The sequence below is a fragment of the Streptomyces sp. B5E4 genome, assembly GCF_039871555.1.
Classification (GTDB): Bacteria; Actinomycetota; Actinomycetes; order Streptomycetales; family Streptomycetaceae; genus Streptomyces.
This window is the reverse complement of the sequence record NZ_JBDPMI010000003.1, coordinates 426,369-446,861: the sequence shown is the minus strand read 5'-3', so window position 1 is coordinate 446,861 and position 20,493 is coordinate 426,369. Positions and strand designations below refer to the sequence as shown.

Here is a 20,493-nt window from a genome sequence, read left to right as displayed (position 1 = left end):
CCCGCGGGCCGTCACTGCGGCGACGGGGTATTCATCCCGCTCAGTGCGGTCTGCGGCGCGGACGCCGCCGGCTCGGTGACCGCGAAGACGGACAGCAGCGGCGGCTGCGGCGTCGCGGTCGTCGCCGCCGTCGCGGAGGCGGCCATCTGCAGCGGGCCGCTCTGCGTGCTGTACGGCTGGACCGGGCCGGCGTCCTGCGCACCGCCGGAGGTGGAGAGCTGGGGGTCGTACGAGTAGCGCGCGGGCTCGCCGCGGTCACCGGGGGTGACCGCCGGGGAGCCGCCGGAGGGGTCGACGGCCGACTCGATGGGCAGCGCGCCGCCGAGGGCGAGGGCGGCGAAGGAGACCGCGCCGGCGGCGGCGAACGCGAAGCGCCGCCCGCGGGCGGCGGAGGGCCGCTCGACCTCGTGTATCGGGAACCCCGAGCCGCCGTCGAGCACGGCACCGCCGAGGACGCCGCCGCCGAAGCCGCCGGTCCTGGCCGCGCGGGCGCCGCCGGTCCTGCCGCCCGTACGCGCGGCGCCGCCGGCTCCGCCCGCGAAGGGCGACCGGCGGGCGTCGTCGTCGAGGTCGACGCCCGGCAGGTTCTCCAGCCGGGCCAGCAACCCGTCCGAAGGCGCGGGCGGGGCGGCGGCGGAGAACACGCTCTTGAGCCGACGCTGTTCGTCGGCCTCTGCCTTGCACCGGGGACACGTCGCCAGATGCGCCAGCACGCGGTCCCGCGAGTCGTGGGGCAGTTCCCCGTCGACCAGCGCCGCCAGCGCCTCGCCCAGGTGCTGCTCGGCGGGCGACAGCCCGCCCACGCTGCTCACAGCGTTCCGCCCTCCTCATCCGAGCCGTAGGCGCCCTGCCCCGCCCCGGCGAGCGAGCGCTGCTCGGCCCTCGCCTCCGGGGAGCGGTGCTTGAGCGCCTTGCGCAGGTGGGAACGGCCGCGGTGGATCCGGCTGCGGACCGTGCCCAGCTTGACGCCCAGAGTGGCGGCGATCTCCTCGTACGACAGGCCCTCGATGTCGCACAGCACCACCGCTGCCCGGAACTCGGGCGCGAGGGTGTCCAGCGCCTGCTGGACGTCGGCGTCGAAGTGCGTGTCGTTGAAGTGCTGCTGCGGAGACGGCTCACGGCTCGGCAGCCGCTCGGCGGCGTCGTCGCCGAGCGCGTCGAACCGGATGCGCTGCTTGCGCCGCACCTGGTCGAGGAAGAGATTCGTGGTGATGCGGTGCAGCCAGCCCTCGAACGTCCCCGGGGTGTACGTCGACAGCGACCGGAAGACGCGGATGAAGACCTCCTGCGTGAGGTCCTCGGCGTCGTGCCGGTTCCCGGTGAGGCGATAGGCGAGACGATAGACGCGACCGCTGTGGGTGCTGACGATCTCCTCCCACGAAGGCGGAGTCCACCCCTTGGACGACGCGTCGTCGGCCGGGAACGCGGAGAATCCGGCAACGGTCACGGTGTCGGTGGTGTGGCTGTGGTCGTCAGCATTGTCGGTCACGGATTTCGGCTCATCCGGTGCCCGGGATCCTCGGCGGAATCGCCGGGGGGTGCCCCCTTCGCCGGACGCGGCCGCACCTCCCCTGGTGGCTCTGGTGGTGTCCAGTAGGCCCCCTACCATATCCACCTCGCCCGTTAGCTCCGGATAAGCTCTTCCGACCGGTATTTTCCCGCATTCAGCGGAAGCATCCCCGCCGGCATCCTTACCTCGTCCGTATCACTTCCGTCTCCCCCAACGCACGGTCCGGCCAGCAGGTTCCCAGGGGCAGCGGATACAGTCACGCTTGCGACGGATGCAGGTGCAGGTGCCAACGGGGAACAGGAGAAGGCGATTACCGGCAACCGGCTGGCGAGCTGGTCGTTCGCCGAGGCGTACGGCACGGACGGTGCCGCGGACGCCGACAGCGGCCGGGCCGGGGTGACCCCGGGCGACCCGGCGGCTGCGACGCGTGCGCAGGGCTCGGCGACCGCCGCGCTGCACTGGGCGCGGCAGCGTGCCCTGGAGGCGGGGCTGCGCCAGGTGTCCGCGGGTGCCGGGGCCGCGCTGCGGCTGCTGGCCGCGACGGCGGGCGCCAAGGCGGTCGTCGAGATCGGCACCGGCACCGGGGTCTCCGGCATCCACCTGCTGCAGGGCATGCGCCCCGGCGGCGTGCTGACGACCGTGGACCCGGAGCCGGAGCGGCAGCAGTTCGCGCGCCAGGCGTTCCGGGCCGCGGGGTTCGCCGCGAACCGGGCGCGGATCATCGTCGGCCGGGCGCTGGACGTGCTGCCGCGGCTGGCGGACGGCTCGTACGACATGGTCTTCTGCGACGGCGATCCGCTGGAGTGCCTGGAATATCTGGGCGAATCGTTGCGCCTGCTGCGCCCCGGCGGCGTCGTGTGCTTCGACGGCGTCTTCGCGGACGGGCGCACGGTGGACTCGGCGGCCCAGCCCGACGAGGTGCAGAAGGTGCGCGAGCTGCTGCGCGCGGTGAAGGAGAGCCGGGAGCTGATGCCCGCGCTGCTGCCGGTGGGGGACGGGCTGTTGTGCGCCGTCAAGCGCGAGGTGTGACGAAGGCGACGGACTCGACGGACGTGACAGACGTCACGGTCGGGTCGGCAAGGCGCCCGGCCGGTGCCCCGCGGGAGGGGATCCGGGCCCGGAAGGACGATCCGCCCCGGCCACCACGTGGCCGGGGCGCATACAGGGTTCTTCCGGACCTCGGTCCGACTAGCTGACGACCTTCTTCAGGGCGTCGCCGAGCGCGTCGGCTTCATCGGGGGTCAGCTCGACGACGAGCCGCCCGCCGCCTTCGAGCGGAACGCGCATGACGATGCCCCGCCCCTCCTTGGTCACCTCGAGCGGGCCGTCGCCCGTCCGCGGCTTCATGGCCGCCATGCTCGTTCCCCTTCCTGAAACCAGCTCTTCGTTGAGAAGCTTCGACGGCCCGTGGACAGGCTCGTCGCCACCGGCATCGAACACAGTGCTTCTCGCCCATTATCCCGCATTGCCGGTCCTGATGACCAACATCGGTCCGCATACTCTCGACGACGTCCGACCGCAAAACCTCCCAATTCCCGCCAGAGGGATGCGATACTGCGCCCTTCCCGCCCGGGGCGCGCCGGGTTTCCATTTGACGCACGTCACATGTCGCGGAGCGGGGATCTCCGCCATGCTGACGGCACCGGACGAGACGCGGCACAGCCCCGGTGACCCCGGGGCGTAGCGAAGGGAAGAACATGGCGGACACCGTGCTGTACGAGGTCGCCGACGGACTCGCGACCGTCACCCTCAACCGCCCGGACGCGATGAACGCCCTCGACACCGAGACCAAGAACGCCCTGCGCGACACCCTGCGGCGGGCGGCGGAGGACGAGGCCGTACGGGCCGTGCTGCTCACCGGCGCGGGGCGGGCGTTCTGCGTGGGACAGGACCTCAAGGAGCACATCGGCACCCTCGCCGCGGCCCGCGCCGCGCAGCGTACGGATCACGCGATGGATACCGTCGCCGAGCACTACAACCCCATCGCCGCCGCCCTCGCCGGGATGCCGAAGCCGGTGGTCGCGGGCGTCAACGGGGTCGCCGCGGGCGCCGGCGCGGGGTTCGCGTTCGCAGCGGACTACCGGGTGGTGGCCGACAGCGCGTCGTTCAACACCTCCTTCGCGGGCGTCGCGCTGACCGCGGACTCCGGCGTCTCCTGGACCCTCCCGCGCCTCGTCGGCCACGGTCGCGCCGCCGACCTGCTGCTCTTCCCGCGCCGGATCTCCGCGGCGGAGGCGCTGGCGCTGGGGATCGCGAACGTCGTCGTACCGGCGGCGGACCTGGCCGCCGAGGCGGCGGCGGTGGCCCGCCGGCTCGCGGCGGGGCCGACGGGCGCGTACGCGGCGATCAAGGAGTCGCTGGCGTACGGGGCGGGCCACGGGCTCGCGGAGACGCTGGCGAAGGAGGCGGAGCTGCAGTCCCGCGCGGGTGCGTCGGAGGACCACGGGATCGCGGTGGAGGCCTTCGTGGCGAAGGAGGAACCGCGCTTCACGGGCCGCTGATCACGGAGCCCGGCGGAGGCGGGTACGCGCCGATGCAGGCCGATGCGCGCCGCCCGCGCTAGCGCGCGTGGCAGTCCGCGAGGTGGTCGTCGACCAGGCCGCACGCCTGCATCAGCGCGTACGCCGTCGTCGGGCCGACGAACCGCACGCCGCGCCGCTTCAGCTCCTTGGCCAGCGCCGTCGACTCCGGTGTGACGGCCGGTACGTCCGCGAGCGTGCGCGGCGCGGGGCGGTCGGCGGGGTCCGGGGCGTACGACCAGATCAGGGCGTCCAGCTCGCCGGGGGTCCAGCCGGCGAGGGTCTTGGCGTTGGCGAGCGTGGCCTGCACCTTCAGCCGGTTGCGGATGATGCCCGGGTCGGCGAGGAGCCGCTGCTCGTCCCCGGGCCCGAACTCCGCCACCGCCGCGATCTCGAAGCCGGCGAAGGCCGCCCGGAAGCCCTCGCGGCGGCGCAGGATCGTCAGCCACGACAGCCCGGACTGGAACGCCTCCAGCGACAGCCGCTCGAAGAGCGCGTCGTCACCGTGTACGGGCCGGCCCCACTCCTCGTCGTGGTACGCGACGTAGTCCTCGGCGGACAGCCCCCAGGGGCAGCGCAGCAGCCCGTCGGGCCCGGCCACGGCCCCGCCGCCGGCGCTCATGCCCGGCCGTCCGGGCTGCCGTGCGGATCCGTACCGCCGGGCTCCGGGCCGCGCGGATCCCGGCCGCCGAAGTCCCGTCCGTCCAGGTCCGTGTCGCCGTTGCTCCGGCCGAGCGGGTCCCGCTCGCCCGGGTCCGCACCGCCGTTGCCGCGTCCGGACAGGTCCCAGGTGCCCAGGTCCGTACCGCCGTTGCTCCGGCCGCCCGGGTCCGCACCCCCGACCCCGAAGCCCGGCCCCGGCGGCGCGTCCTCGTACCCCTGTCCGCCCGGCGGCACGCCGCGGTACGCCGCCGCGTGCGCGCCCGCCAGCGCCGCCTCCAGCTCGGCGATGCGCGCGTCCCGCTCCGCCAGCTCCGCGGCGACGCGGTCCAGCGCGTCGTCCACGTCGTCCATGCGGTACCCGCGCAGTGCGACGGGCAGCCGCAGCGCGTCGATGTCGGCGCGGCCCAGCGGGCGGTCCGGCGGCAGCGGGTCGTGGATCCGGTCCGGCTGCGGCTCGGTGAGCTCCTCCTCGCCGTTCCCCGCCAGCACGACGGTGACCGCGGCGACGACCGCGACCATGGCGATGAGCATGAACCAGAACACGATGTCTCCCCGTGGACAGCCGGGGCGCCGGATGGCCGCGCCCGGTACGCCGGGTGGCTGCGCCCCACCATAGCCGGGGCCTGTGACAGCGCCCCACGGCCCGGCGCACGGACCGTACCGGCACCGCGCCGCCGCGCCGCGCCCCGCCGCACCCGCGGGCTAAGGTCGCGGGAGGAGCCCGGGCCGCCGTCCCGGAGGACGTCAGAGGAGGCAGCATGCTGCGACTGGGGTCGCGCACTTTCGCCGCGCACGAGCCGGTGATCATGGCGATCGTCAACAGGACCCCGGACTCCTTCTACGACCAGGGCGCCACCTTCCGCGACGAGCCCGCGCTCGCCCGCGTCGAGCACGCCGTCGCCGAGGGCGCGGCGATCATCGACGTCGGCGGGGTGAAGGCCGGGCCCGGCGAGGAGGTGTCGGCGGCGGAGGAGGTGCGCCGCACGGCGGGCTTCATCGCCGAGGTACGCCGCCGCCACCCGGACGTCGTGATCAGCGTCGACACCTGGCGGCACGAGGTCGCCGAGGCCGCCTGCGCGGCCGGTGCGGACCTGCTGAACGACGCCTGGGGCGGCGTCGACCCGCTGGTCGCCGAGGTCGCCGCCCGGCACGGCGCGGGGCTCGTGTGCACCCACGCGGGCGGCGTGCAGCCGCGCACCCGGCCGCACCGCGTCGCGTACGACGACGTGATGGCCGACATCCTGCGGGTCACCCTGGGACTCGCGGAGCGGGCCGTGGAGCTGGGCGTACGCCGCGACGGCATCCTGATCGACCCCGGGCACGACTTCGGCAAGAACACCCGGCACTCGCTGGAGGCCACCCGCCGGCTCGGCGAGATGACGGCGGCCGGCTGGCCGGTGCTGGTCTCGCTGTCGAACAAGGACTTCGTCGGCGAGACGCTGGCCAAACCGGTCAAGGAGCGGCTGGTCGGCACGCTCGCCACCACGGCGGTCTCGGCCTGGCTGGGGGCGCAGGTGTACCGCGTGCACGAGGTGGCCGAGACCCGGCAGGTGCTGGACATGGTGGCCGCCATCGCGGGCCACCGCCCGCCCGCGGCCGCACGCCGCGGGCTCGCCTAGCGGTCCACCGCCGGCGCTACGGCGTCTCCTTGGTGACCAGCCCCACGGCCTCGGAGACGTCGTCCGTGATGTGGAACAGGTCGAGGTCCCGCTCCGCGGCCTTGCCGCCGTCCACGACGGTCTTGCGCAGCCAGTCGACGAGCCCGCCCCAGTACTCGCTGCCGAAGAGGACGATCGGGAACCGCGTGACCTTCTTCGTCTGCACCAGGGTCAGCGCCTCGAACAGCTCGTCCATCGTCCCGAAGCCGCCGGGCAGCACCACGAAGCCCTGGGAGTACTTCACAAAACACGTCTTGCGGACGAAGAAGTAGCGGAAGTTCACGCCGAGGTCGACATACCTGTTGAGCCCCTGCTCGAAGGGCAGCTCGATGCCGAGGCCCACCGAGAGCCCGCCGGCCTCCAGCGCGCCCTTGTTCGCCGCCTCCATCACCCCGGGCCCGCCGCCGGTGATCACCCCGAAGCCGGCGTCCACCAGCCCCTTGCCGATCGCGACGCCCCGCGCGTACTCCGCGCTGTCCGGCGCCGTGCGGGCCGAGCCGAAGACGCTGATCGCGGGCCCCACCTCGGCGAGCGCGCCGAACCCCTCGACGAACTCCGCCTGCATCCGCAGCACCCGCCACGGGTCCTCGTGCACGTACTCCGCGGCGCGCTCGCGGGAGTCCAGCAGGTGCTGGTCCATCGTCCCGCTCTGGATGCGGCTGCGGCGGCGGATGACGGGCCCGAGCCGCTGCTCCTCGAACTCCTCGCGGTTCGCCACGGGCGCGCTCCCTTCCTCGTGCTGACTCGTGTTCCCGTACGACTCTCCCCGTACGACGATCTCCGGGCCCAGGCTAGGCGAAGCGGCTCGAAGCCATGTGAACCCCGGCAGAAACCACGGCGGAACAGCCGGTGACGCGGCCCGCGCTCAGGCGGTGAGCCAGGCGCGCAGCCGCTCCTCGCAGTGGTGGATACGGGCCGTGTGCACGTGCTCGTCGCGCTTGTGCGCGTAGTTCGGGTCGCCGGGTCCGTAGTTCACCGCGGGGATGCCGAGGGCCGTGAAGCGGGCGACGTCCGTCCAGCCGTACTTCGGCCGCGGGGTGCCGCCGACGGCGGCGGTGAACGCGGCGGCCGCGGGGTGGGCCAGGCCCGGCAGCGCGCCCGGAGAGCTGTCCGCCACGGTGATCTCCGCGATGCCGCAGCCGTCGAAGTACTCCCGTACGAAGGCGATCGCCTGCTCCTCGGAGCGGTCCGGGGCGTAGCGGAAGTTGACGGTGATCTCGCAGAGGTCCGGCACGACGTTGCCCGCGACGCCGCCGGAGACGCGGACGGCGTTGAGGCCCTCGCGGTACTCCAGGCCGTCGATGACGGCGTGCCGCGACCGGTACGCCGCGAGCCGGGCCAGCGCGGGGGCGGCGGCGTGGACGGCGTTGGTGCCGAGCCAGCTCCGGGCGGAGTGCGCGCGTTCGCCCTCTGTACGGAGGACGACGCGCAGGGTCCCCTGGCAGCCGCCCTCGATCTCGCCGTCGGACGGCTCCAGCAGCACGGCGAAGTCGCCCGCGAGCCAGTCGGGGTGGTGCTCGGCGAGGCGGCGCAGGCCGTTGCGGGAGGCGTCGACCTCCTCGTTGTCGTAGAAGACGAAGGTGAGGTCGCGGTTGGGCGCGGGCACGGTGGCGGCGATGCGCAGTTGGACGGCGACGCCGGCCTTCATGTCGGACGTGCCGCAGCCCCAGAGGACGCCGTCCTCGTACGTGCCGTCGAGGCGCGAGGGCAGGTTGCCGGCGACGGGCACGGTGTCGAGGTGCCCGGCGAGCACGACCCGCTCGGCGCGGCCCAGCCGGGTCCGGGCGACGACGGCGTCGCCGTCGCGGTCCACCTCCAGATGGCGAAGACGCCTCAGCGCGGTCTCGACCGTGTCGGCGAGGTGCTTCTCCTCGCCGCTGACGGAGGCGGTGTCGACGAGCTGGGCGGTGAGCCGTGCGGCATCGAGTGTCAAGTCCATGGCGACGACCCTACGACCCGGCGCCCCGGGCCCCGTGCGGCGTCCGTACGGCGCACGCGCGCCGTACCCGCGCCGGCGGACGCAGCACACCGCGCTCCCGGCTTCCGCGGTTGTCCGCCGCGAACGCTACGGTGGGCCCGTGCCCGCCTCCGACGTCTTCCGCCGCCGCCTTCTCCGCGCGTTCGTCGCGCTCGCGGTGCTCGGCGGCGTGGGCGCGTACCTGCTGGTCCACCTCAACACGGGCGGCGGTCCCGCGCCGCGCTGCGAGGTGCGCGGCAAGGGCGAGGGCGAGCCGTACGAGCTGGATCCCGAACAGGCCGCCAACGCCGCGACGATAAGCGCCGTGGCGTCCTCCCGCCGGCTGCCGGAGCGCGCGGTGACCATCGCGATCGCCACGGCCATGCAGGAGTCGGGGCTGCGCAACATCGAGCACGGCGACCGCGATTCGCTCGGCCTCTTCCAGCAGCGCCCCTCCCAGGGCTGGGGCACGGAGGAGGAGATCCTCGATCCGGTGTACTCGACCGGCAAGTTCTACGAGCACCTGGCGCAGATCCCCGGCTACTCCCGGCTGCCGCTCACCGAGGCCGCGCAGCGCGTGCAGCGCAGCGGCTTCCCGCAGGCGTACGCGAAGCACGAGCCGGCCGCAGCCCGGCTGTCCGCCGCGCTGACGGGCCGCGACGGCGGCGCCTTCACCTGTACGACGGCGAAGGGCGACACCCGCTCCGGCGACCCCGCGCTCCTGCGCAAGGCGCTGAAGCGGGAGTTCGGCGCCGGCGTGCTGCCGGAATCGGACGCGGGCGGCTCCGGCGAGGGGTCCGGGGGCGCGAGCCGCGGCGACGCCGGGCAGGTGCTGGTGCTGCCGGTCGCCGGGGACGGCACGGACGGTGACGCGGACGCGGCGGGCCGCGGCTGGGAGCTGGCGCACTGGGCGGTGGCGCAGGCGCCGCGGCTGCGCGTCGCGCAGGTGTCCTTCGCGGGCCGCGAGTGGCGGGCCGGGGAGTCGTCCGCGGGCTGGCGGGAGGTCGAGGGCGCGAACGCGGAGGCGGGCGCGGCGTCGGTCCGTATCGTCACCGAGCCGTAGCGCACGCCGCCTCGTACGGACGAACCCGGTCAACGCAGGCTGACGCACGGCCGCCGTTTCCCGTTCTTTTCCACGATCCGACACATCCCCGGTGAGCGCGGGCTTTGCTTCTCGAACGATGCTCATACCGACCCGGTTTGCCCGAGTTTCCGGCGAGGCAGATAATGCGACGCATTACCAACTCTTTACGGAGGGCGGCCGCAACCTTCCGGCGCCTCACGCGGTAGTCACAGCGTCCGCCCGGCGGACATGACCATCAGTAACCCTCCGAAGGAGCACCATGTCCCACCCCCTGAAGCGCCACCTCGCCCGGGTCGCACTCGTCGTCGCTGCGGGTGCCGCCCCGGTCGTCGGCGCCGCGGGTGCCGCCAGCGCCGTCGAGCTGCCCAGCACGAACGGTCTGAAGCCGGTCAGCGCGCTGGACACCAGCTCGCTGCCCGCGACCGCCTCCCAGACCGGCGGCGAGGTGCTCACCTCCGGTGCCGAGGCCGCGAACAAGCTCGGGGAGAACGCCCCCCCGGCCGCCGAGAAGGCTCTCGGCACGGTCCAGGACACCACCGGCAAGACCGCCGAGCGGGGCCAGGCCGCGGTCGGCGACGCCGCCGGGAACCTGACCCCCGACCTGCCCGCGTCGGGCCTGGGCCTCGTCTGAGCCCGACCGGCTGATCCACGAGGCCGCCGGTGGCCCGCGGAGCCGTCCTCCGCGGGCCCGCCGGGCCCGGCAGCACCGCGGCGGGTCGGGCGGCGGCGCTCCCGGGCCCCGCGGCGGCGCTACGGCGCCCTCAGCCCGGCAGCGCCGCCAGCCGCTCCACGGCGGCGGCCACGCGCTCGTCGGTGGCGGTGAACGCCACCCGTACGAACCGCTCCCCCGCGGCCCCGTAGAACTCCCCGGGCGCCACCGCGATCCCCAGCTTCGCCAGCTCGGCGACGGTGTCCCAGCACGGCTCGTCCCGCGTCGCCCACAGATACAGCGACGCCTCGCTGTGCTCGATCCGGAAGCCCGCCCGCGTCAGCGCCTCGCGCAGCGCGGCCCGCCGGCGGGCGTAGCGCTCACGCTGCTCGGCCACGTGCCGCTCGTCGCCCAGTGCGGCGATCATCGCCTGCTGCACCGGCTTCGGCACCATCATCCCCGTGTGCTTGCGCACCGCGACCAGCTCGCGCACCACCGCCGCGTCACCGCCGGCGAACCCGGCGCGGTAGCCGGCCAGGTTGGAGCGCTTCGACAGCGAGTGGACGGCGAGCAGACCCTCGTACGAGCCCTCGCTGACCGACGGGTGCAGCACGGATACCGGCTCGGTCTCCCAGCCCAGCTCCACGTAGCACTCGTCGGAGGCGACCAGCACCCCGTGCGTGCGCGCCCACGTCACCGCGCGGCGCAGCTCGGCCGCGTCCATGGTGCGTCCGGTGGGGTTCGACGGGGTGTTGAGCCAGAGCAGCTTCACCCGGGCCGGGTCGAGGTCCGTGACCGGATCGGCGTACGTCACGGGCCCGGCGCCCGCCGTCAGCGCCCCGATCTCGTACGTCGGATACGCGAGCTGCGGATACGCCACCTGGTCGCCCGGCTCCAGCCCCAGCAGCGTCGGCAGCCAGCCGACCAGCTCCTTGGTGCCGATCGCCGGCAGCACCGCGTCCGGGCCGACGCCCGCCCCGAGCCGCCGGCCGAACCAGCCCGCGATGGCCTCGCGCAGCGCCGGGGTGCCCCAGGCGAGCGGGTAGCCGGGGCTGTCGGCGGCGTCCGCGAGCGCGGCTCTGACGACCTCGGGAACGGGGTCGACGGGGGTGCCGACGGACAGGTCGACGATGCCGTCCGGGTGGGCGGCGGCGGCGGTCTTGTAGGGCTCCAGCCGGTCCCAGGGGAAAACGGGCAGCCGGGCGGTGACGGGTCGCACTCTCACTGTCCTCAATCGACGCAACAGCCCCCGCCGCTCAGCCCGGGGCCGACGGGGCGGGGGCACTGCGCATCGCCGTGGTTCCGGGTATTACTCGTCGTGCTCCTGCGGCGGGAGGGCCGCGACGATCGGGTGGTCCCGCTCGATGAGGCCGAGCTTCGAGGCACCACCGGGCGAACCGAGGTCGTCGAAGAACTCGACGTTCACCTTGTAGTAGTCCTTCCACTCCTCCGGAGTGTCGTCCTCATAGAAGATCGCCTCCACGGGGCAGACCGGCTCGCAAGCACCGCAGTCGACGCACTCGTCCGGGTGGATGTACAAGAACCTCTGGCCCTCGTAGATGCAGTCGACGGGGCACTCCTCAATGCAGGCCTTGTCCTTGAGGTCCACACAAGGCTCTGCGATGACGTAGGTCACGCTGTCGTTCCTCCTCGATCAGGCTGGCGGCGCGGGAGCGCGGCGTGTCGATGCCCGCACCTAGTATCTCCGTTCCCGGGCACGGAGCGAACAAGAGGGGCGTGGAGAGCTGTGGAATTCACCACTGGGGCGCGGCTCGAAATCCGTATCACCCATGCTGACGTGGGCAAACGCGTTTCGGTACGGCGACTGACAGATGCCTGCGAGGGGGACGCGCGGTTCACGGACGCGGTCGGCGTGCTCACATCGTGGGACGCTGGCGAGCTGCGTCTCACCAGGCGGAACGGTCAGGTCGTCCGGATTCCGGAGGCCGCCGTGGTCGCGGCGAAGGTCGTACCGGCCGCGCCGGCCCGGCGGCGCGGCCCGGCGGCGACGGCGGCGGAACTGACCCGGGTGGCGGCGCGGGGGTGGCCGCCGGTGGTGAGCGAACGGCTGGGCGACTGGACGCTGCGGGCCTCGGACGGCTTCACGAGCCGGGCCAACTCGGTGCTGCCGCTGGGCGACCCCGGGCTGCCGCTGGACGCGGCGCTGGCGCGGGTGACGCGGTGGTACGGGGAGCGGGGGCTGCCGGCGCTGGTGCAGGTCGCCACGGGCGCGGCGGGCACGGCGGAGGCGTTGGCGGCGGAGCTGGACGCGCGGGGCTGGACGGTGCGCCGGGCGGCGCTGCTCCAGGTCGGCGAGCTGGCGCCGGTGGCGGACCGCGGCGACGCGGAGCGGGTGGAGCTGTCCCGTACGACGTCCGCGGCGTGGTTCTCGCTCTACCACCGGGCCGCGGAGCTGACGCCTTGCGCGCGGACGGTGCTGGAGGGCGGCCCGTCGGTGTGGTTCGCGACGGTTCGGGCCCCGGACGGCACCCCGGCGGCGATCGGCCGCTGCGTGGTCGACGGCCGCTGGGCGGGCTTCGCGGCGGTCGAGGTCGCCCCGGCCCACCGCCGCCGGGGCCTGGCCACGGCGGTGATGGCGGCGCTGGCCACCCGGGCCCTGGCGGAGGGTGCCTCGGCGGCGTACCTCCAGGTGGAACCGGACAACGCCGCGGCCCTGGCGCTCTACACCACCCTGGGCTTCACCACCCACCACAGCTACCACTACCGCCACCACCCCACGGTCTAGGGGCGGCGGGGGCCCTGCGGGCCCGGCGGGTCGGGTCGCACGGACCCGCCGGGCGAATGTCCGCACCGGTCCCGCCCGCCTGCCGCCCGGCCGGCGGAGGCGCCCCCGCCCGCGCCGGGCCGGGGGTGCCTCAGTGCTCACTCTCTCCCCACCGGTCTCACCTTTGCGCGGGACGTGCGCCCCGTCGCGTCGCACAATGGGGACATGAGTACGTCCGGCGTCGGTCACCGGGCCCGGTTCGCGGAGGAGGCCCGCGTGCCACGGCCGGATCTTGCCCTGCTCTGTCTGCTCGTCGGGGCCGAGACCGATCCCGGGCTCGACGAGAGCGGCATCGACGCCGTGCAGATCGAGCTGGACCGGCTGGCCGGGCAGTTGCCGTACGCGCCCGGCGGCCCCCGCGCGTGGGCGCAGGCCGCCGCGGAGCTGCTCGGGGAGCGGTACGGGTTCCACGGCACGCCCGGCGACTACCGGCGGCTGGAGTCGTCCCAGCTCCACGAGGTACTGCGGCGCCGCCGCGGGCTGCCGATCATGCTCTCCGTGATCTGGATGGAGGTCGCCCGCCGCGCCGGTGCCCCGGTGTACGGCCTGGCCCTCCCCGGGCACTTCGTCGTCGGCTTCGGCCCGCCCCCCACCGGACCGCTGCCGACCGGCCGCGGCACCCCCGCCGCGGGCGACCCCGTTCTCGCCGACCCCTTCGACGGCGGCCGGCTCCTCTCCCCCGCCGATGCCGAGCGGCTCGTCGCCGAGGCCACGGGCGGCGAGCCGCTGTCGCCCGCGATGCTCGTACCCGCCGACCCGCTGGCCATCGTGCTGCGCATACTCAACAACATCCGCGCCTGGGCCGCCCGCCGCCCCGAGCAGTCCGACGTGCAGCTCGCCGCCGTCGAACTCGCCCTGCTGCTCCCCAGCCACCCGGCCCGGCTGCGCCACGAGCGCGCCCAGCTCCTCATCGCCCGCGGCGACTTCGCCACCGGCGCGGCGGAGCTGGAGGAGTACGCCTCGGTGATAGCCGCGATGGAGCCGCAGGCCGCCGAGACCCTGCGCCGCGAGGCGCGCGCCGCCCGCGCCCGCCTCAACTGACGGGCCCCGCGCCCTGCGACGTACGCGCTACTCCTTCACCGGATCCACGCTCGGGCTGTCCTCCAGTGCGGCCAGCGCCTTGTCCATGATGACCACTTCCTCGCGCTCCACCGTCGGCTCCTCGGGGAAGTGGCACGCGGTCAGATGCCCCGCGTTGTTGCCGCCGATCTGCACCAGCGGCGGCTCCTTCTCCGCGCACAGGTCCTGCGCCTTCCAGCACCGGGTGCGGAACCGGCACCCCGAGGGCGGGTTGATCGGCGACGGCACGTCGCCCGCCAGCCGGATGCGCTCCCGCGGCGTCTCCTCCTCGTCCTCCGAGAGGGTCGCCTCCGGGACGGCCGAGAGCAGGGCGTGGGTGTACGGGTGCCGCGGCCGGGCGTAGATGTCGTCCCGGTCGCCGATCTCGACGATCTTCCCCAGGTACATGACCGCGACGCGCTGCGAGAAGTGCCGCACGACCGCCAGGTCGTGCGCGATGAAGAGGAACGCGATGCCCATCTCGCGCTGCAGTTCCTGCAGCAGGTTGACGACCTGTGCCTGGATCGACACGTCCAGCGCCGAGACCGGCTCGTCCGCCACGATCAGCTTCGGCTTCAGCGCCAGCGCCCGCGCGACCCCGATGCGCTGCCGCTGGCCGCCGGAGAACTCGTGCGGGAAGCGGTTGTAGTGCTCGGGGTTGAGGCCGACGGTCTCCAGCAGCTCGCGGACCCGCTTCTCCCGGCCGCCGGGCGGGTTGATCCCGTTGACCTCCATCGGGCTGTTGATGATGGTGCCGACGGTCTGCCGCGGGTTCAGCGACGAGTACGGGTCCTGGAAGATCATCTGGATCTCGGACCTGATCGGCGCCAGCTGCCTGCGCTTGGCGTACGTGATGTCCTGGCCGCGGTACGTGATCTTGCCGCCGGTCGGCTCCAGCAGCCGCGTGAGCAGCCGCCCGGTCGTCGACTTGCCGCAGCCGGACTCGCCGACCAGGCCGAGGCTCTCGGCCGCGCGTACCTCCAGGTCGACACCGTCGACCGCCTGGACCGCGCCGACCCGCCGCTTGATCGGGAAGCCGCCCATGATCGGGAAGTGCTTCGTGAGCCCTTCGACGGTGAGCAGCTCCTCGCCCACCGTTGTCGGGGTGTCGTCCCGGGGGCCGGGGAGGGTGAGTTCTTCGCTCATGGTGGTCAGTCGCTCCCTAGCCCAGCCGGGGCTTGATCTGCTCGATGAAGATGTCCTGCTTCTGCCCGGCGCTCAGATGGCAGGCGGCCCCGCGGCCCTCGGGCAGCGCCGGCCGGTCCGTACGGCAGGCCGTGCCGCCCACGTTGCCGGTGAAGCCGCACCGCGGGTGGAAGGGGCAGCCCGGCGGCGGGCTCAGCAGGCTGGGCGGCGAGCCCTTGATCGGCGTGAGCGGCACGTTCACGTCCGACGACAGCCGCGGCATGCTGCTCAGCAGGCCCCAGGTGTACGGGTGCTGCGGCTTGCGCAGCACCTCGCGGGTGGTGCCCCGCTCCACGGCGCGCCCCGCGTACATCACCAGGATGTCGTCCGCGACGTTCGCGATGACGCCGAGGTCGTGGGTGATGAAGACGATCGCGGAGCCGAACTCGTCCTGCAGGTTCCTGATCAGGTCGAGGATCTGCGCCTGCACGGTCACGTCGAGCGCGGTGGTCGGCTCGTCGGCGATCAGCAGGTCGGGGTTGCAGACGAGCGCCATCGCGATCATGGCGCGCTGCCGCATGCCGCCGGAGAACTGGTGCGGGTAGTCGTCCGCGCGCAGTTTGGCGTTGGGGATGCCGACCTTGTCCAGCATCTCCACGGCCCGCTGGTGCGCCTCGCGCTTGGAGACGCCCATGTGCTTGCGGTACGGCTCGGCGATCTGCCGGCCGACCGTGTAGAACGGCGAGAGCGCGGTCAGCGGATCCTGGAAGATCATCGCCATCTTGTTGCCGCGCAGCTTCTCCAGCTTGCGCTCGGGCGCGCCGATCAGCTCCTCGCCGTCGAGGCTGATGGAGCCCTCGACGTTGGTGAACATCTGGTTGTGCAGGCCCAGCACGGTCAGGTTGGTGACCGACTTGCCGGAGCCGGACTCGCCGACGATGCCCAGGGTCTTGCCGCGCTCGACGTCGAAGGAGAGACCGTCGACGGCCTTGACGACGCCGTCCTCGGTGGTGAACTGCACGCGCAGGTCCTGCACCGAAAGGAAGGCACCGCCCGCGGACGGCGCGGAACCTTCCGATTCCTTGGTCAGGGTGGTCACTGCTCTTCTCCTAGGACAGACGGATGCGCGGGTCGATGAAGGCGTACGCCGCATCGACGATGACGTTCATGAGGATGATCATGGTGGACGAGAACAGCAGGATGCCCATGAGCACCGGCAGGTCCGCCTTGAACACGGAATCGATGGAGAGCTGGCCCAGACCCGGCAGCGAGAAGGTGAACTCGGTGATGATCGCGCCACCCAGCAGCGAGCCGAGGTCGATGCCGAAGATCGTGACGACCGGGATCAGGGCGCCGCGCCAGGCGTAGCGGAAGAAGACCGTACCGCTCGACATGCCCTTGGCCTTGGCCGTTCTGACGTGTTCTTCCTGCAATTGCTCGATCATCGTGGACCGCACCATACGGGTGTAGTTCGACGCGAAGATCGTGGAGAGCACCGCCCAGGGCAGGATCAGTCCGACCGCCCATTTCCATGGATTCTCGGTGAACTCGTTGTACGCCGGGTCGCCGAAGAGTCCGGTGCTGTACACCAGCGCCCACAGCACGAGCGGGCCGATGAAGTAGATCTGCAGCGAGCCGATGATCAGCGAGCTGCCGCTGACGAACTTGTCGAGCACCGTGCCGCGGCGCCAGGCGGCGACCATGCCGGCGCCGACGCCGAAGAAGAGGAAGACGATGGCTGCGCCGATGGTGAGCGACAGCGTGGTGGGGAAGCGGTCCTGGATCAGGGTGAGGACGTTCTCGTCGTGCACGAACGAGCGGCCCAGGCAGGGTGCCGGGCATTCGCCCGTCGGGAAGGAACGGCCGGCGAAGATACCGGAAAGGAAGTTCCAGTACTGCACGGGGACGGGGTCGTCGAGGCCGAGGGCCCTGCGGATCAGCTCCAGGTTCTCCGGAGTGCACTTCTCGCCGCAGGAGATGCGGGCGGGGTCACGCGGGATGGCGAAGAACAGGAAGAAACAGACCGCGCTGAGGATCAGCAGGATGATCAATGCGCCGATTGTCCGGCGAATCAGGAAACGAAGCATGACTGTGGGCTGCTTTCGAAGGACAAAGCGGCGACGTGGGTTGAAGGGTGGTGCGCGGGGGCCCGCCGATCGGGCGGGCCCCCGCGTACCGGAGGTGGTGCCTACTGCTTGAGGTAGATCTTGCGCAGGTCGATGTCACCGATGACGTCGTCGTACTGCACGCCGCCGATGTTCGAGCCGTAGAGCTGGATCTGCTTGTAGTACGTCATGGGGATGTTGGAGATCAGGTCCTCCACCACGTACTGCGAGAGCGTGTTCCACTCCTTGGCCGCCTCGGCCGGGTCCGAGATCTTCTGGATCCGGTCGATCTCGGAGTTGACGTGCTCGTCGTTGGTGTGCGAGTAGTTCGACGAGCCGTCCTGGATCTGCCGGCCGTCGTACAGCGGCGGAACCACGGTGCTGGCGGACGGCCAGTCGGCGCCCCACGCGCTCACGTACATGTCGAACTCGTTGTCGACGAGACCGATCTGGTCGTAGTACGTCTCGGCCGCGATCTCCTTGCGCTGGACGTCGAAGCCCGCTTCCTCCAGGGTCTTCTCCATCGTGGGCGAGTAGTTCTGGCCCTCGGGGGTGTTGATGTAGCCCCAGGTGAGCTTGTAACCGGTCTCGCCGGCCTCTTCCAGGATCTTCTTGGCCGCGGCCGGGTCACCCAGCGGCTTCTTCAGCTTGCCGAAGGGGTCGAAGCCCTCCTCGTAGCCGGAGACGGTCGGGCTGATCAGACCGCCGGCCAGCTCCATGCCCTGCGGGCCGCCGAAGGCCTGCTGGTAGGGCTGGATCGGCAGGGCGTACGCGATGGCCTCGCGGACCTTCTTGTTCTTGACCCGGTCCATGTTGATGGCCATCTGGGCGACGTACGGCTGGTAGCCGTTGACCGAGCGCTTCTGGGCCTCGGCATCCTTGTTCAGCTTCGGCAGCGTGGCGGCGTCCACGTTGTTGGTGAAGCTGATCGAGTTCTTGTTCACACCCTTGTCCGCCATCAGCCGCTCGGCCGAGGTCTCGAACTGGATGTTGAACGTGATCTCGTACTTGTCCGGGTAGGCGTTGCGCGTCGAGTCGGTCGCCGGGTCCCAGTGCTCGTTCTTGACCAGCGTCATCGACTTGCCGGTCTTGAAGGACTCGATCTTGTACGGGCCCGCCGTCATCGGGTCCTTGTCGTACTTCTCCTGGGTGTCCTTCGCCTCGGAGACCATCGAGTAGCCCGGCATCGCCAGGGCGTACGGGAGGTCCGGCTTCGGGTCCTTGAACTTGAAGACGATGGTCTTGTCGTCCGGCGTCTCCAGGATGGAGTCCGGCAGGTGGTCACCCTTGTACGGACCGTCGGGCAGCAGCTCGCGGTACTCGGTGCCCGGCACGTTGGCCAGCCACTGCTGGATGAAGACCGGGCCGTCGTTGATGAACTCGGCGAACTGCCGCTCGAAGGTGTGCCGGACGTCGGTGGACGTGATGTCCGTGCCGTCGGCCCACTTGACGTTGTCCTTGAGCGTGTACGTCCAGGTGCGGCCGCCGTCGGAGGGCTTGCCGCTGTCCGTGGCGAGGTCGCCGACGAGGGTCTGCTTGCCCTTGAAGTCGGCCTTGTAGCCGGTCAGACCACGGTGGATCAGACGCGCCAGGGCGCCCTCGTCCGAGACGTATATCTGTCCCGGGTCGAGGTGCGCGTAGCTGTCGCGCTGCATGACGGGGATCGTGCCGCCCTCCTGGGCGCCCTTCACCTCCGCCGCAGGCCCGGTGGACGCCGCGGCGTCACCGAACGGGATCTGCGCCTGCTGCTCCGCCGCCTTCTTCTTGTCGTCCTGCTGCGAGTCGGTGTTCTCCGAGCCGCTGCTGCAACCGCTCAGGGCCAAGGCCCCCGCTGCGAGCGCCGCCACTACGGCGTGCGATCTGCGTACACCCCTGATACTCACTGTCTACCACCCTGTCTGTCGGTCTTGACTTGCTGTGCGTGTTCACACCCGTGCCACGGCGGTCGCACCCTGGCGGCGGTACGAACGTCAGCGCGCGGCCTTCGGATCGAACGCGTCGCGGACGGAGTCCCCCAGCAGGTTGAAGGCGACCACGAAGATCACGATGGCGACGCCGGGGAAGAACATGAACGTGGGAACGGTCTCGGACACGTCCGCGGCCCGGGCGAACATCAGCCCCCAGTCGGGAGTCGGGTTCACCAGGCCGACGCCGAGGAACGACAGTCCCGCGGCGTTCGTCACGACGAGCGGCAGCTCGAAGGTTCCCTGCACGAGGATGGGGGTGACGAGGTTCGGCAGCATCTCCTTGCGGATGATTCGCCAGTTCGACGCCCCGCTCACCTTGGCGGCCTCGACGAACTCGCGCTCACGCATCGACAGCGCGACACCGCGCACGATGCGGGCCATGCGCATCCAGTTCAGCGCCGCGAGCACCCCGATGAGGACCGTGATCCGCAGCCAGGTCGGCGTCGCGTCCTCGGGAGCGACGAACATCGCGGTGATGACGGGCATGAACGCCACGAAGAACAGCTGGCTCGGGAACGCCAGCATCAGGTCGGTGAAGCGGCCGATCAGCGTGTCGGTGCGACCGCCGGTGAAGCCGGCGGCCACGCCCAGCAGGACGCCGATGCCGACGGTGAGGATCGTCACCGCGACGGCGATGGCCAGCGAGGTCCGGATGCTGTAGATCAGCAGCGTGAAGACGTCCCGGCCGAGGATGGGCTCCAGGCCGAACCAGAACTCGCCGCTGATACCGCCGTTGGGCTTGATCGGGTAGCCGAGAGCGTCGAACAGCTCGGGCTTGCCGGTGGCCGAGTTGTACAGCGTGTACGGCGACTTGCCGTACAGCTTCGCGATCAGCGGTGCGAAGATCGCGATCAGCACGAAGAAGCCGACGACATACGCGGATATAACCCCCGCGCGGTCGCGCTTGAAGCGCTGCCACATCAGCTGACCGGGCGATTTGCCGATGTACTCGGCGGTGCCCTGGCCTTGGTCCCCCTCTGCCTTGACGGGTTCGAGCGTTGTGGGCTCGGACCCCGTCGGGGCAGCCTCGGATGGACTCGTCATTGGCGTTGTGCTCCCGAACCGGATGAGAGCCGCAGCGCCCGTGCACGCTGCGGTGGTTGACGGGACTTTCGCAACCGATTCATCCCCCAGTCAAGGGGGTGACGGGGGAAGCTGAGGTGCGGAATCGCTTCTTGAGCGTATGTTTTGCAGATTGAGGTCCGTACGTGCTTGACAAGCCGCCTTAGTGACCGACATATCCGACATAATGCGTCGAAGGTCGTTAACACGTCGGCAACCCTTCTGTCGCATCACCGATATACGAACGCGTCACTCTGGGGAGCGTACGGCCGTGCGGGTGCCGTCCCCCGGCCGGGTCCGGTCTGCGCGCCGGATCCGGCCGGGATCCGGGCCGCCGACCGCCGCCGCCC

General features: G+C 71.9%; 21 protein-coding genes. 7 read left to right on the top strand and 14 right to left on the bottom strand.

Annotated elements, in window-relative coordinates; genetic code table 11:
• Nucleotides 1-11: 11 nt before the first annotated feature.
• Nucleotides 12-812 (bottom strand): anti-sigma factor, encoded by an 801-nt coding sequence (locus tag ABGA99_RS07005; RefSeq protein WP_347576215.1) that lies wholly within the window; start codon nucleotides 810-812, stop codon nucleotides 12-14.
• Nucleotides 809-1,609: an RNA polymerase sigma factor SigE gene (sigE, locus tag ABGA99_RS07000; RefSeq protein WP_347576216.1), complete on the bottom strand. Its 801-nt coding sequence runs from the start codon at nucleotides 1,607-1,609 to the stop codon at nucleotides 809-811. Before sigE ends, ABGA99_RS07005 begins: the two co-directional genes overlap by 4 nt.
• Nucleotides 1,610-1,906: 297 nt before the next feature.
• Between sigE and ABGA99_RS06995 the strand changes: the two genes are divergently transcribed.
• A complete protein-coding gene (locus ABGA99_RS06995) occupies nucleotides 1,907-2,539 on the top strand; it encodes an O-methyltransferase (protein WP_347576217.1) in 633 nt (210 codons plus the stop codon).
• Nucleotides 2,540-2,698: 159 nt separating this feature from the next.
• Here the strand turns inward: ABGA99_RS06995 and ABGA99_RS06990 are convergent, their stop codons facing one another.
• On the bottom strand, nucleotides 2,699-2,866 hold the full coding sequence (locus tag ABGA99_RS06990) for a DUF3117 domain-containing protein (RefSeq protein WP_018834979.1): 168 nt from the start codon (nucleotides 2,864-2,866) through the stop codon (nucleotides 2,699-2,701).
• Between the two features lie 341 nt (nucleotides 2,867-3,207).
• On the opposite strand from ABGA99_RS06990, the gene ABGA99_RS06985 reads away from it, so the two are divergent.
• A complete protein-coding gene (locus tag ABGA99_RS06985) occupies nucleotides 3,208-4,011 on the top strand; it encodes an enoyl-CoA hydratase-related protein (RefSeq protein ID WP_347576218.1) in 804 nt (267 codons plus the stop codon).
• A gap of 58 nt (nucleotides 4,012-4,069) precedes the next feature.
• Here ABGA99_RS06985 and ABGA99_RS06980 read toward each other — a convergent pair whose 3' ends face one another.
• Both ABGA99_RS06980 and ABGA99_RS06975 read right to left on the bottom strand, forming a co-directional pair.
• Nucleotides 4,070-4,651 carry a DNA-3-methyladenine glycosylase I gene (locus ABGA99_RS06980; protein ID WP_347576219.1) on the bottom strand — a complete coding sequence of 194 codons (582 nt, stop codon included), beginning with the start codon at nucleotides 4,649-4,651 and terminating at the stop codon, nucleotides 4,070-4,072.
• Nucleotides 4,648-5,235, bottom strand: coding sequence for a DivIVA domain-containing protein (locus ABGA99_RS06975; RefSeq protein ID WP_347582320.1), 588 nt, complete (start codon nucleotides 5,233-5,235; stop codon nucleotides 4,648-4,650). Before ABGA99_RS06975 ends, ABGA99_RS06980 begins: the two co-directional genes overlap by 4 nt.
• A gap of 215 nt (nucleotides 5,236-5,450) precedes the next feature.
• Between ABGA99_RS06975 and folP the strand changes: the two genes are divergently transcribed.
• The gene (gene folP, locus ABGA99_RS06970) at nucleotides 5,451-6,311 is read left to right on the top strand and encodes a dihydropteroate synthase (RefSeq protein WP_347582319.1); all 861 of its coding nucleotides are present in this window, start codon (nucleotides 5,451-5,453) and stop codon (nucleotides 6,309-6,311) included.
• A 16-nt stretch (nucleotides 6,312-6,327) separates the two neighbouring features.
• Here the strand turns inward: folP and ABGA99_RS06965 are convergent, their stop codons facing one another.
• Both ABGA99_RS06965 and dapE read right to left on the bottom strand, forming a co-directional pair.
• Nucleotides 6,328-7,068, bottom strand: coding sequence for a TIGR00730 family Rossman fold protein (locus ABGA99_RS06965; RefSeq protein WP_347576222.1), 741 nt, complete (start codon nucleotides 7,066-7,068; stop codon nucleotides 6,328-6,330).
• Nucleotides 7,069-7,215: 147 nt separating this feature from the next.
• Nucleotides 7,216-8,289: a succinyl-diaminopimelate desuccinylase gene (dapE, locus tag ABGA99_RS06960; protein WP_347582318.1), complete on the bottom strand. Its 1,074-nt coding sequence runs from the start codon at nucleotides 8,287-8,289 to the stop codon at nucleotides 7,216-7,218.
• Between the two features lie 139 nt (nucleotides 8,290-8,428).
• On the opposite strand from dapE, the gene ABGA99_RS06955 reads away from it, so the two are divergent.
• Both ABGA99_RS06955 and ABGA99_RS06950 read left to right on the top strand, forming a co-directional pair.
• The gene (locus ABGA99_RS06955; protein WP_347576224.1) at nucleotides 8,429-9,370 is read left to right on the top strand and encodes a heavy metal transporter; all 942 of its coding nucleotides are present in this window, start codon (nucleotides 8,429-8,431) and stop codon (nucleotides 9,368-9,370) included.
• A 280-nt stretch (nucleotides 9,371-9,650) separates the two neighbouring features.
• On the top strand, nucleotides 9,651-10,022 hold the full coding sequence (locus ABGA99_RS06950) for a hypothetical protein (RefSeq protein ID WP_347576225.1): 372 nt from the start codon (nucleotides 9,651-9,653) through the stop codon (nucleotides 10,020-10,022).
• 130 nt (nucleotides 10,023-10,152) lie between these two features.
• Here the strand turns inward: ABGA99_RS06950 and dapC are convergent, their stop codons facing one another.
• The gene (gene dapC / locus ABGA99_RS06945; protein WP_347576226.1) at nucleotides 10,153-11,259 is read right to left on the bottom strand and encodes a succinyldiaminopimelate transaminase; all 1,107 of its coding nucleotides are present in this window, start codon (nucleotides 11,257-11,259) and stop codon (nucleotides 10,153-10,155) included.
• Nucleotides 11,260-11,349: 90 nt separating this feature from the next.
• Nucleotides 11,350-11,676 (bottom strand): ferredoxin, encoded by a 327-nt coding sequence (gene fdxA, locus ABGA99_RS06940; RefSeq protein WP_027754067.1) that lies wholly within the window; start codon nucleotides 11,674-11,676, stop codon nucleotides 11,350-11,352.
• Between the two features lie 111 nt (nucleotides 11,677-11,787).
• On the opposite strand from fdxA, the gene ABGA99_RS06935 reads away from it, so the two are divergent.
• Complete coding sequence (locus ABGA99_RS06935; RefSeq protein WP_347582317.1) at nucleotides 11,788-12,786, top strand: GNAT family N-acetyltransferase; 999 nt, start codon at nucleotides 11,788-11,790, stop codon at nucleotides 12,784-12,786.
• Between the two features lie 204 nt (nucleotides 12,787-12,990).
• Nucleotides 12,991-13,866 (top strand): transglutaminase-like domain-containing protein, encoded by an 876-nt coding sequence (locus ABGA99_RS06930; protein WP_347582316.1) that lies wholly within the window; start codon nucleotides 12,991-12,993, stop codon nucleotides 13,864-13,866.
• Nucleotides 13,867-13,893: 27 nt separating this feature from the next.
• On the opposite strand, the gene ABGA99_RS06925 is transcribed toward ABGA99_RS06930, so the two are convergent.
• From ABGA99_RS06925 to ABGA99_RS06905, 5 genes are all read right to left on the bottom strand, one after another.
• A complete protein-coding gene (locus tag ABGA99_RS06925) occupies nucleotides 13,894-15,030 on the bottom strand; it encodes a dipeptide ABC transporter ATP-binding protein (RefSeq protein WP_347576229.1) in 1,137 nt (378 codons plus the stop codon).
• 16 nt (nucleotides 15,031-15,046) lie between these two features.
• Nucleotides 15,047-16,108, bottom strand: coding sequence for an ABC transporter ATP-binding protein (locus ABGA99_RS06920; protein ID WP_347576230.1), 1,062 nt, complete (start codon nucleotides 16,106-16,108; stop codon nucleotides 15,047-15,049).
• Between the two features lie 10 nt (nucleotides 16,109-16,118).
• The gene (locus ABGA99_RS06915; protein WP_347576231.1) at nucleotides 16,119-17,096 is read right to left on the bottom strand and encodes an ABC transporter permease; all 978 of its coding nucleotides are present in this window, start codon (nucleotides 17,094-17,096) and stop codon (nucleotides 16,119-16,121) included.
• Nucleotides 17,097-17,197: 101 nt separating this feature from the next.
• Entirely contained in the window at nucleotides 17,198-18,961 is a 1,764-nt protein-coding gene (locus ABGA99_RS06910) for an ABC transporter substrate-binding protein (RefSeq protein ID WP_347576472.1), read from the bottom strand.
• Nucleotides 18,962-19,084: 123 nt separating this feature from the next.
• Entirely contained in the window at nucleotides 19,085-20,125 is a 1,041-nt protein-coding gene (locus ABGA99_RS06905) for an ABC transporter permease (protein ID WP_347576232.1), read from the bottom strand.
• Nucleotides 20,126-20,493: the final 368 nt, after the last annotated feature.